Here is an 11713-nt window from a genome sequence, read left to right as displayed (position 1 = left end):
GCTGGCTGGTCGCGGGCGGGCTGGCGGGGCTGGTGCTGGCCTATCGCGCGGGGCTTGCGCGGCTGCGGTCGCGGGCCGTGCCCGCACCGGTGCCCGTTCCCGCCGATCCCGGTGTCACGGATGCCGAACTGGACCGCTATGCCCGCCATCTGGTTTTGCGAGAGATCGGCGGACCGGGCCAGATGCGCCTGCGCGATGCCCGCATCCTGGTCGTTGGCGCGGGCGGCCTGGGCGCCCCGGTCTGCCTGTATCTTGCGGCGGCGGGCGTCGGACGGATCACGATCGCCGATGACGACACCGTCAGCCTGTCGAACCTGCAGCGCCAGGTGATCTTTCGCAGCGATCAGCGGGGGCAGGGCAAGGCGCAGACAGCCGCCGCAGCCATGCACGCGCTGAACCCGCATGTCGCGGTGACGCCGGTGCCGCGCCGGATCACGGATGCCGACATCGACCTGATCGCGCAGCACGACCTTGTCCTGGACGGCACCGACAGCTTCGCCGCGCGCGAGGCGATCAACCGCGCCTGCGTCACGGCACGCGTGCCGCTGATCGCGGGGGCCATCGCGCAATGGGAAGGGCAGGTGACGCTTTATGACCCTGCGCGCGGCGGCCCTTGCCTCGCCTGCCTGTTCCCGACGGCGCCCGCACCGGGCCTTGCGCCGCCCTGCGCCGAGGCTGGCGTGATCGGCCCCTTGCCGGGCGTGGTCGGCAGCATGATGGCGCTGGAGGCGATCAAGCACCTGACCGGGGCAGGCCAGGGGTTGCGTGGTCGGATGCTGATCTTCGACGGGCTTTACGGGGAAAGCCGCATGATCGGGACGGCGCGGCGGCCCGATTGCCCGGTCTGCGGATCGGGTCTGGAAGGCCGGGCCGAACGATCCTAGGTTCCTTTCAACCAGGAGGCTTGCATGAACCCCGAACTGACCCGCTGGACCGGTCCCCAAGGACTGCCGCGCTTCGACCTGATCCGCGACGAGGACATGGCCCCCGCCTTCGACCGGGAACTTGCCGCCGCCGCCGCCGCGATGGAGGCGATCGCGGCCAATCCCGAGCCGCCCACCTTCGACAACACCGTCGCGGCGCTGGAAACCGCCGAGGACGGGCTGAACCGCATGCTGTCGATCTTCTACACCTTGGCCAATGTCGATTCGAACCCCCCGCGAGAGGCGCTGCAACGCGACTTCGCCCCGCGTCTGGCCGCCTACAACAGCAAGACCGGGATGGACCCGCGCCTTTATGCCCGCGTCAAGGCCGTCGCGGCCATGGCGGAAAGCCTGCCGCCCGAGGACCGGCGCATCACCGAACTGGCCTTGCGCGGCCTGACCCGATCCGGTGCCGGGCTGGAAGGCGCGGCCCGCGACCGCATGGCCGAGATCCGCGCCCGGATGGCCGTGCTGACGACGCAGTTCTCGCAGAACGTGCTGGCGGACGAACGGGACTATGTTCTGCCGATCCCTGCCGACCGTCTGGGCGGGTTGCCCGACTGGCTGCTGCGGTCCATGCGGGCCGCCGCGAAGGAACGCGGGATGGAGGGGCAGGTCGTCACGCTCAACCGTTCGCTGATCGTGCCCTTCCTGGAATATGCCGAAGACCGTGCCCTGCGCGAGGTCGCGTTCCGCGCCTGGGCCGCGCGCGGATCGGGGCAGGGCGCGGGGGGCGAGGCGACGAACAACCTGCCGCTGGTAGCCGAGATCCTGGCCCTGCGCCACGAACGGGCCCGGCTGCTGGGCTATGCCGATTTCGCCGCCTACAAGCTGGAGCCCGAGATGGCGGGCAGCGCCGACCGCGTGGCGGACCTGCTTGGCCGGGTCTGGCAGCCCGCCCGCCAGCGCGCCGCCGCCGACGAGGCCAGGCTGACCGCCATGGCGCGGGAGGATGGCGTCAACGGCGCGCTGGAATCCTGGGACTGGCGCCTTTATGCGGAACGCCTGCGGCGGCGCGACCACGACTTCGACGCCGATCATGTCAAGCCCTACCTGACGCTGGACGCGATGCTGGCGGCGATGATGGATGTCGCGCGCCGCCTGTTCCGGCTGGAGTTCGAGCCTTTGGACGCGCCCCTCTGGTCGCCCGATGCGCGGTCTTGGCGGATCACGCGCGACGGGCAGTTGATGGCGATCTTCGTGGGCGACTATTTCGCCCGGCCCTCCAAGCGGTCGGGGGCCTGGTGTTCCACCCTGCAGGTCCAGCACGGGATCGGCGCGGGGCAGCGGCCCATCGTCGTCAACGTCTGCAACTTCACCCCGCCCGAGGCGCCGGGCGCCCCCGCCTTCCTGTCCTGGGACGACGCGCGCACGCTGTTCCACGAATTCGGCCATGCCACGCATCACATCCTGTCGGACGTGTCCTGGCCCTCGATCTCGGGGACGTCGGTCGCGCAGGACTTCGTGGAACTGCCCTCGCAGCTTTACGAACACTGGCTGGAACAGCCCGCCGTCCTGGATGCCCATGCCCGGCACCACGAGACGGGCGAGCCGCTGCCCGCCGCCCTGCGCGACAGGCTTCTTGCGGCGTCAAAGGCCGGCGCGGGCTTTTCCACGACCGAATACCTGGAAAGCGCCCTTGTCGATCTGGCCTTCCATCGCGGCGATCCGCCCGCCGACGCCATGGCGGAACAGGCGCAGGTGCTGGTGGCGCTTGATGCACCTCCGGCCATTCCGATGCGCCACGCCACGCCACATTTCAGCCACGTCTTCAGCGGCGACAGCTATGCCAGCGGCTATTACAGCTACATGTGGTCCGAGGTAATGGACGCCGACGCCTTTGCCGCATTCGAGGAAGCGGGCGACATCTTCGACCCGGCCACCGCCCGGCGGCTGGAGGAGACGATCCTGTCCAAGGGCGGATCGGCCCCGGCGGACCAGTTGTGGCTGGCCTTTCGGCAGCGGATGCCGGGGGTGGATGCGCTGCTGCGCGGGCGCGGGCTGGCCTAGTCCCGCACCTCGTCCGGGTCCACGCCCCAGATCGCGGCTTTCGGAACCCAGCCCCGCTGGCCGCCGCCGGAAATGCGGCACCAGCCGGGCGTGCATTCGCCAAGCCGCACGATGGCGCCCATCTCGGCGCGGGCCACCACGTCCGAATCCGCGTCCGGGCGGCTGCGCAGGTCCACCATGTCCTGCGTCACAAGCGCGGTGCGGACACCCGACAGCAGCGCGTAATGCACCCAGCCGCCGGCGCCGTCCTTGTCCTCGACCCGGCGCCAGTGGCCGAACTCGGCCACAACGCGCAGGGGCATACCGGCATGGCGGAACACCCAGTCGATGCGGTGCGACAGGCTAGGGCCGCGACGGGCGTTTCCTTCGGACCCCTTCAGGCTGACATAGCGCGGCACGGGCAGGTTGGTGACCGGCCCGCGGGTCACGCCGCCATCGTCCTGGACGCGCACGATCCGGGCATCGGCGGATTGCGGAACAGCCTCCGCCTGCGCCAGTGCCAGACCTGCCGATGCGGCCAGAATTGCCGCGCCGCCCCCCAAAAGCGTCCTGATCTTCATGTTCCGTCCGTTCCTGCCGACCGCCGTTCAGGCGATCCGTTCTGCCCCATTCCCGGGGTCGCCGCGCGTCCCCGATGGGGTCTTGTGCCTGCCCCATAACGCGGGCAGTTTGCCAAAAGCGGCGCCGTTTTGAAAGGCTGCCACGACATGACATCGAGAAAGTGAGGCCAAGATGCACACACCGCAGCCCTCGCGTCCCAAACTGCGTGTCGCCGTGACGCGCCGCCTTCCCGAGGCGGTCGAGACGCGCATGAAGGAGCTGTTCGATGTCGTGCTGCGCGAGGACGATGCCAAGATGTCGCGCGAGGATCTGGCGGCGGCGATGCGCGGTTCGGATGTGCTTGTTTCGACCCTGACCGACCATATCGACGCGGCCATGCTGGCCCAGGCGGGCGACAGGCTGAAGCTGATCGCGAATTTCGGCGCGGGCGTGGATCACATCGACGTCCAGTCCGCCCGTCAGCGCGGCGTCCTGGTCACCAACACCCCCGGCGTTGCGACCGAGGACACGGCCGACATGGCGATGGCGCTGATCCTGGGCGTGACCCGCCGCATCCCCGAGGGCCTTGCCGAAATGCAGGCCGGGCGGTGGACGGGATGGGCGCCGACCGCGCACCTGGGCGGGCGGGTCGGCGGGCGGCGCCTGGGCATCCTCGGCATGGGGCGGATCGGCCAGGCGGTGGCGCGGCGGGCCAATGTCTTCGGAATGCAGGTCCATTACCACAACCGCCGCCGCCTGCGCCCCGAGATCGAGCAGGAGCTGCAGGCGACCTATTGGGAAAGCCTGGACCAGATGCTGGCGCGGATGGAAGTCATCAGCGTGAACGCGCCGCATACGCCCTCGACCTTCCATCTGCTGAACGCGCGGCGGCTGAAGCTGCTGAAGCCCACGGCCGTCGTGGTGAACACCTCGCGCGGAGAGGTGATCGACGAAAACGCCCTGACCCGGATGCTGCGTGCGGGGGAAATCGCGGGCGCGGGCCTCGACGTGTTCGAGCATGGGCACGAGATCAATCCCCGTCTGCGCGAACTGCCGAACGTGGTGCTGCTGCCCCACATGGGCAGTGCCACGGTCGAGGGCCGGGCCGAGATGGGCGAGAAGGTCATCATCAACATCAAGACCTTTGCCGATGGTCACCGCCCGCCGGATCTGGTCGTGCCTTCGATGCTGTAGGCGGGGGCGCTGGCGCGTTCCCCATTCAGGGACATCTCAGGCACAGACGACGAGGCATGGATCATGACCGGGACAGGTGGTGTCGGCGTCAGGGCGCGGTGGGCGGTCTCGGCGCTGTTCTTCGCGAACGGGCTGGTGGTCGGAAGCTGGGCGCCGAAGCTGCCCGCGATGATGGGGCGGCTGGACATCGACGAATCCGTCGCCGGATTGCTGGTGCTGGCGCTCGGGATCGGGTCGATCTGCCTGATGCCGGTGTTTGGCGCGCTTGTCGCGCGGCGCGGGTCGGCCCACGCGGTCAAGCTGGCGGCGGTGCTGTTCGCGCCCAGCCTGATCTGGATCTCGCTGGCGCCGACGGTTTGGGCGGTCGCGGGCGCGGTGCTGGTCTTCGGCGGGCTGATCGGCGGAATGGACGTCGCCATGAACGCCAATGCGGTCGCGGTCGAACGTGCCCGGCGCCGCGCGATCATGTCGTCCTGCCACGGGTTCTGGTCGCTGGGCGGACTGGGCGGGGCAGGGGCAGGCGGGCTTGCCATCCAGTCCCTGGGCGAGCTGACCCATGCCGTCGTCGTGACCCTGATCGTCGCGGCGATCCTTGCGCTGGCCTTTCCCCGCCTGATGCATGACAGCCCTTCGGGAGAGCAGAAGCACCAGCCCCTGCGCCTGCCGCGAACGCCGCTGCCCTACCTGATCGGCGTGATGGCCCTGACCTCGATGATCCCAGAAGGCGCGATCCTTGACTGGGCGGCGGTGTATCTGCAGCGAGAGATGGGCGCACCGCTGGCGCTGGCGGGCTGGGGATTTGCGGCCTGCGCGGGAACGATGGCCGTCATGCGGTTCCTGGGCGACGAGATCCGTCGCCGCCACGGGGCGGTCAGGACGCTGCGGATCAGCACGGTCATCGCCATGGCGGGCCTGGCGCTGGCAGCCCTTGCGCCGTCGCCAGGGGCTGCGATCGCCGGCTTCGGGCTGGCGGGCATCGGCATCGCCAACATGGTGCCCATCGCCTTTTCTGCGGCCGGAAACGTCCCGGGGCTGGCCCATGGCGTCGGCTTGTCCGTCGTCACCACCATGGGCTATTCCGGCATCCTGCTGGCCCCCGGCACCATCGGCTTCCTGGCCGAGCGGATGAGCTTTTCCGTCATCTACCTGGGCCTGTCGCTGCTGCTTCTGGTGCCGCTGCTGCTGTCGCGGCTGGCGCGCACGGCCGATTTCGACGGCGGGCACTAGGCCCGCAGGACACCCGCGACCAGCATCACCGACACCATCGCCAACCAGACCGAGGCCGCGCGTCGGACCACCTGCAACCGCCCCGCGCCGGTGCCGCGCTGCCGGGCGAAGGCCCCGGCGCCGCCCCAGATCGCCGCCACGGCTGCTGCCGTCAGGCAGAACAGGGCCAGGCGCGACCAGAATTCGGCCAGGGCGGGCGGGGGCAGCAGGGCAAGGGCGATGATCAGCGCCTTGGGGTTCAGGGCGGTGGTGACATAGATGCGCCCCGCGGTGATGGGTCCGCCTGCCTGCGACAGCGATCCGCGACCCCACAGCCTGACCGCCAGGATCATCACCCAGATCGCCGCCGTCAGCTTGATGGCCTGCGCAGCCGGCGGAACGGCCGTCAGCAGGTCATGCCCGACAAGGGCCAAGGGAAGGATCATCGTCAGGTAGCCCGCGACCTCGGCCGGGATAAGCCGGACGACGCGGCCCATCCCGCCGCTGGCGCCGGCAAGCCCGACAAGGGTGTTGGTGGGTCCGGGCGTCAGCAGAAGCCCGAGGATCGCAGTCAGAAAGGTGGCCAGTGTCATGATCGTCCGTCGCGTTGCCTGGCGGGCTTAGCCTCAGGCAAGGGCGATGACCTTGATCTGGATCACTCAGCGATAGACGTTTGCCTCGTCCGGGAAGGACCGCTCGCGCACCGCCGCCGCATAGTCGGCGATGGCGCGGTCGGCCTGCGCGCCCAGGTCCGCGAAGGTGCGCACGAAGCGCGGCACGCGGGCGGACAGGCCCAGCATGTCGTCAAGCACCAGGATCTGCCCGTCGCAGCGCGCCGATGCGCCAATGCCGATGGTCGGCACGGCCACGGCCTCGGTCATGCGGATCGCCAGCGGTTCCACGACGCCCTCGACCACGATGGCGAAGGCGCCGGCCTCGGCCACGTCAACGGCGTCCTGCATGTGTCGCGGCCAGCTTTCCGTGTCGCGCCCCTGCGTCTTGAAGCCGCCCAGCGTATGCGTCGCCTGCGGCAGCAGGCCGACATGGCCCATGACCGGGATGCCGCGCTCGGCCAGGAAGCGGATGGTGGGGGCCATGCGGCTGCCGCCCTCCAGCTTGACCGCGCCGGCGCCGGTCTCGGCCATGAGGCGCGCGGCGTTGCGGAAGGCCTGCTCGGGGCTTTCCTCGTAGCTGCCGAAGGGCATGTCGATCACGACCAGGGCGCGGCGGCTGCCGCGGACCACGGCTTGGCCGTGCAGGATCATCATCTCCATGGTGACGCCCACGGTCGAGGACAGGCCGTGGATCACCATGCCAAGGCTGTCGCCGACCAGGATGACATCGGCATGGGCGTCCACCATGGCGGCCATCGGCGCGGTATAGGCCGTCAGCGCGACGATGGGGGTCGCCCCCTTGCGGGACGCGATCTCGGGCGCGGTGATGCGCTTCGTGCGGGTTTCAACGGACATCGGGGACACCTTTCGGATGGGCGACACGCTGGTCGATCAGAAGAACATCGCCAAAGCGGACGGCCAGAAGAATCACCACCGGCCGCCGGATGATGGCGATGCGCGACAGGTCGGCGGCATCGCGGATGTCGATGGAGCGGACATGGGCCAGCGGCTCGGCCCCGATGATGCGCCGCAGTTCGGCGCGGACGGCGGAAAGGCCCGCGCCCTCGGCCACCATCTGCTGGGCGCGGTCCAGGGCGTGGTTCAGCACCGGGGCCGCGGCCCGCTGGGCGGACGACAGGCGCCGGTTGCGGGACGACATCGCCAGCCCGTCGGCTTCGCGCACCGTCGGCACGGGCAGGATCTGGACGGGCACGTCAAGGTCCGCAACCATCTGCCGGATCACCGCAAGCTGCTGGTAATCCTTTTCGCCAAAGGTCGCGGCATCCGGCCCGACGATGTTGAACAGCTTCGTCACCACCGTCGCGACACCCCGGAAATGGCCGGGCCGCAGCCGACCCATCAGCATCCGGGACAGGCCCGTCACTTCGACCACGGTTTGCGCGCCGGGGCGATAGATGTCGCCGACCGACGGCAGGAACACGGCATCGCAGCCGGCATACCGCAGCATCACCAGGTCGTTTTCCTCATCCCGGGGATAGGTCGCCAGATCCTCGTTCGGACCGAACTGCGTGGGGTTCACGAAGATCGAGGTCACGATCCGCCCGCCGCCCTGCGCATCCAGCCAGTCGCGGGCATGGGCCAGCAGCGACATATGGCCGTCGTGCAGGGCCCCCATCGTCGGAACAAGCGCGATGCGTCCGCCCGCCCGCCGCCAACTGCCTGCGCAATCGCGCATCGCTTGCCTGTCGCGGCAAATCTGCATTCCCGTCCCCCTGGTCCCCCGGTGGCGCGCACCCTAAGGGCGTGCGGCAGATTCGCACAAGTGCTGCGTTGCAGCATGTCGCTTTTCGCCCGTTTAGGTCGGGCCTATCGGAACGGCGCGAACAGGCCGTGGCAGTAACGGAACCAACAACAAGCCAATGGAGTCGCGCGAAATGAAGTCGCATGTGAAGGTTCTTGTCGTCGGAGGCGGCGCGGTCGGCTGCGGCATCGCGCTCCATCTGGCTCGCGCGGGATGGGACACCATGCTGGTCGAGCGGGACGAACTGACGGCCGGGTCCACCTGGCACGCGGCGGGCCTGCTGCCGTTGTTCAACATGGGCTATGCGACGACCCATATCCATGACTATTCCGTCAAGCTGTATGCGGACCTTGAGGCGCAGACCGGGCTGAACGCAGGCTTCACCCGCTGCGGCAACCTGCGCATGGCGCAGACGGATGCGCGGATGGACGAATACATGCTGTATTCCGCCACCGCCGAGACGGTCGGGATCGAGCATCAGTTCCTGACCCCGCAGCAGATCAAGGACCGCTGGCCGCTGGTCCGCACCGAGGACCTGAAGGGCGCGCTGTTCCACCCGACCGACGGCTATATCAACCCCGCCGACGTGACGCAGGCCATGGCCAAGGGCGCGCGCATGGCCGGCGCCACGATCGAGCGCAAGATCCAGGTCAACGGCTATCGGTGGACCGGGTCCGAATGGATCGTCACCTGCGAGAAGCTGGTCGAGAAGGGCGGCAACCTGGTCGGAACGGGCGAGACCTTCGAGATCCGGGCCGAGCATGTCGTCACCGCCACCGGCAACCATGCGCAGCGCACCGCGCGCCTTCTGGGCATCAAGATCCCCGCGATCCCCGTCGAGCACCAGTATATCGTCACCGAGCCCGATCCGGCGCTGGTGAAATGGCGGGCCGAGGGCAACCCGGAACACCCCGTCCTGCGCGACGCGGATGCGAAATGGTATGTGCGCGAGGAACGCGGCGGCTGGATTCTTGGGCCGTACGAACGCAACGCCCCCGCGCGGTTCCTGTATGACGTGCCGGAAAGCTTCCGTGCCGACCTGTTCCCGCTGGATCTGGAACGGATCGAGGAAGAATACATGTCCATGATCCACCGTTTGCCGACTTCGGAAACGGTGGGGCTGAAGGACGACTACAACGGGCCGATCTGCTATACGCCCGACGGCAACCCGCTGGTCGGCCCGGCGCCCGGCCTGCGCAACATGTGGCTGGCCGAGGGCTTTTCCTTCGGCATCACGGCGGCGGGCGGCGTCGGCCATTACCTGACCCAGATGATGGTCGAGGGCGAGGCCGAGATCGACATGGCCAGCCTGGACCCGCGCCGTTACGGCGGCTGGATGACCACCGAATATGCCGCCCGCAAGAACGAGGAGGCCTATGAGCACGTCTTCATCCTGCACCACCCCGACGAGGAGCGGGAGGCCTGCCGCCCGCTGCGCACCTCGCCCGCCTATGACCGGCAAAAGGCGCACGGCGCGCAGTTCGGGCATGTGAATGGCTGGGAACGCCCGAACTACTACGGCCCCGAAGGCTTCGACGACCACGCCTCGCGCAGCTTCCGGCGCGGCGGCTGGTGGCAATACGCCAAGGCCGAGGCCGAGGCGATCCGGGGCGCGGCCGGGCTGATCGACGCGACGGCCTTCGCCAAGCACACCGTGAAGGGTCCGGGCGCGACGGCGTTCCTTGACTGGCTGACCACCAACAAGCTGCCCAAGGTGGGCCGCATCAACCTGACCTATGCGCTGACCGATGCGGGCACGACGCGGACCGAATACACCATCGTCCGCCTGGCCGAGAACGATTACTATCTGGTGTCGGCAGGCGCCTGGGCGGCCTATGACGGCGATCACCTGGTCAAGTCCGCGCAGGATTTCATGGCGGCGGGCGGCGACTATGTCGCCATCCATGACGTGACCACGCAATGGGGGGTGTTTGCCCTGGCCGGCCCTGCGTCCCGCGACATCCTGGCCAAGCTGATCCGCGATGCGCAGCCGGAAACCGCGCTGTCGAACAAGCGCTTTCCCTGGCTGTCGGCGAAACAGATCGAATTGGGCATGGTGCCGGTCAACGCCATCCGCGTGGCTTATACGGGCGAGCTTGGCTGGGAACTGCACCACCCGATCGAGATGCAGAACCACCTGTTCGACCGGCTGATGGAGGCGGGCGAGCCGCTGGGCATGAGGCTGGTCGGCGCGCGCGCTCAGAACTGGCTGCGGCAGGAGAAATCCTATCGCGCCTTCGGCACCGAACTGGGCCGCGACGCGACCCCGCTGGAAGCCGGGTTGGACCGCTTCGTGGACCTGTCCAAGGACTTCAGGGGCAAGGACGCGATGCAGGCAAAGGGCATCCGGTCCATGTGCGTCACCCTGCTGATCGACGGTCCGCAGGACGCCGATCCCTGGGGCCGCGAGGGGATCTTCCTCGACGGGGAAAAGATCGGGCGCCTGACCTCGGGTGGATATTCGGCAGCCTTCGGCAAGCAGATCGGCATGGGCTATGTCCGCCCGGACCTGGCCGCGCCCGGCACGAAGCTGAAGGTCCGCATGTTCCGCGAGCTTTGGGACGCCGAAGTGACCGAGGACAGCCCCTACGATCCGCAGAACGCACGTATCCGCGTGGATGGATAAGGATTCTGCCGCCCTCAGGCGGGGGCGGCAGGTTCGCAGGGGATCAGAAGATCCAGCAGCGCCTCGAACGGGGGGGCGACATGGGTTCGATCGGCCCGCCCGCTCATTCCCAGGATGCCGTAGCCATGGGCCATCGCCCAGATCGCGCTTTCCAGCACCAGGGGATCGCGATCGCCGGCCAGGGGCGCCACGCATTCGCTGAACAGGCCATAGCTTTCCAGCGCCGCCTCGCGCAGGGCGGCTGATGGGTTCTCGATTTCCTGGAACATCAGGCTGAACAGGCCATAATGCCGGGCAGCGAAGTCGGAATACGCGTTGACGACCGCAAGCAGCCGCGCCCTGGGCGACGCGGCAGGTGCCGCCATCGCATCACGAAGCGCCGACTGGAAGATCTGGAAGCCGCGTGTCGCAATCGCCTGCCGCAGTCCCGGCAGACCTTCGAAGTAATGGGCCGGGGCCGCATGGGACACGCCCGCCCGGGACGCAACGCGCCGCAGCGTCAGACCCTCCACGCCTTCCTCGTCCAGAAGGGTTACTCCGGCCTGCACCAAGGCCTGAGGCAGCGCGCCACGTGTCGGCATCCAACCCTTTCCAGGCAAACTTGACAGTGTAAAGCTTTTGAGGGAAACGTGCCCTGTCCCGGATAGTTTAGCGACATGCCGGTGAGGAAGACAAGCATGTCGATTGTCATTTGTTAATTGGTTCTGGGCGGCTTGTTCAAGGCTCTGGTCTGGTTTTTTTGGTTTTTGGTTAGAGCATGTCGCGGGCATCGAGATTCAGGATTCCCAGCTAGCCTATGATGTGCTTCCCTTCTGCTGAGGCAGGTATGGGGGGTCTG

The 11713-nt window shown here is 68.4% G+C and carries 10 protein-coding genes; 5 read left to right on the top strand and 5 right to left on the bottom strand.

The window, feature by feature from the left end; all coding sequences use genetic code 11:
- Positions 1 to 884: HesA/MoeB/ThiF family protein (locus J0F76_RS18390; RefSeq protein ID WP_207471717.1), on the top strand; the 884-nt coding region annotated here is incomplete at its 5' end.
- Between the two features lie 24 nt (positions 885 to 908).
- Positions 909 to 2933 (top strand): M3 family metallopeptidase, encoded by a 2025-nt coding sequence (locus tag J0F76_RS18385; protein ID WP_207471714.1) that lies wholly within the window; start codon positions 909 to 911, stop codon positions 2931 to 2933.
- Here the strand turns inward: J0F76_RS18385 and J0F76_RS18380 are convergent.
- On the bottom strand, positions 2930 to 3493 hold the full coding sequence (locus J0F76_RS18380; RefSeq protein WP_207471711.1) for an SH3 domain-containing protein: 564 nt from the start codon (positions 3491 to 3493) through the stop codon (positions 2930 to 2932). The genes J0F76_RS18385 and J0F76_RS18380 overlap by 4 nt on opposite strands.
- 172 nt (positions 3494 to 3665) lie before the next feature.
- On the opposite strand from J0F76_RS18380, the gene J0F76_RS18375 reads away from it, so the two are divergent.
- Positions 3666 to 4667 carry a 2-hydroxyacid dehydrogenase gene (locus tag J0F76_RS18375; RefSeq protein WP_207471708.1) on the top strand — a complete coding sequence of 334 codons (1002 nt, stop codon included), beginning with the start codon at positions 3666 to 3668 and terminating at the stop codon, positions 4665 to 4667.
- A gap of 63 nt (positions 4668 to 4730) precedes the next feature.
- Positions 4731 to 5894, top strand: a complete 1164-nt coding sequence (locus tag J0F76_RS18370; protein WP_207471706.1) for an MFS transporter — start codon at positions 4731 to 4733, stop codon at positions 5892 to 5894.
- Here J0F76_RS18370 and J0F76_RS18365 read toward each other — a convergent pair.
- The 3 genes from J0F76_RS18365 to panC all read right to left on the bottom strand — a co-directional run bounded on the left by J0F76_RS18365 (position 5891) and on the right by panC (position 8210).
- Complete coding sequence (locus J0F76_RS18365; protein ID WP_207471704.1) at positions 5891 to 6466, bottom strand: hypothetical protein; 576 nt, start codon at positions 6464 to 6466, stop codon at positions 5891 to 5893. The genes J0F76_RS18370 and J0F76_RS18365 overlap by 4 nt on opposite strands.
- Before the next feature lie 66 nt (positions 6467 to 6532).
- Complete coding sequence (gene panB / locus J0F76_RS18360; protein WP_207471702.1) at positions 6533 to 7342, bottom strand: 3-methyl-2-oxobutanoate hydroxymethyltransferase; 810 nt, start codon at positions 7340 to 7342, stop codon at positions 6533 to 6535.
- A complete protein-coding gene (panC, locus tag J0F76_RS18355) occupies positions 7332 to 8210 on the bottom strand; it encodes a pantoate--beta-alanine ligase (RefSeq protein ID WP_207471700.1) in 879 nt (292 codons plus the stop codon). Before panC ends, panB begins: the two co-directional genes overlap by 11 nt.
- A 172-nt stretch (positions 8211 to 8382) precedes the next feature.
- Between panC and J0F76_RS18350 the strand changes: the two genes are divergently transcribed.
- Positions 8383 to 10875 (top strand): GcvT family protein, encoded by a 2493-nt coding sequence (locus tag J0F76_RS18350; RefSeq protein WP_207471719.1) that lies wholly within the window; start codon positions 8383 to 8385, stop codon positions 10873 to 10875.
- A 14-nt stretch (positions 10876 to 10889) separates the two neighbouring features.
- Here the strand turns inward: J0F76_RS18350 and J0F76_RS18345 are convergent, their stop codons facing one another.
- Complete coding sequence (locus tag J0F76_RS18345; RefSeq protein WP_207471698.1) at positions 10890 to 11456, bottom strand: TetR/AcrR family transcriptional regulator; 567 nt, start codon at positions 11454 to 11456, stop codon at positions 10890 to 10892.
- Positions 11457 to 11713 lie beyond the last annotated feature (257 nt).

It is taken from the genome of Paracoccus fontiphilus, assembly GCF_017356265.1.
In the GTDB taxonomy this organism is placed as follows: domain Bacteria; phylum Pseudomonadota; class Alphaproteobacteria; order Rhodobacterales; family Rhodobacteraceae; genus Paracoccus; species Paracoccus fontiphilus.
This window is presented reverse-complemented; position numbering and strand designations above follow the sequence as displayed.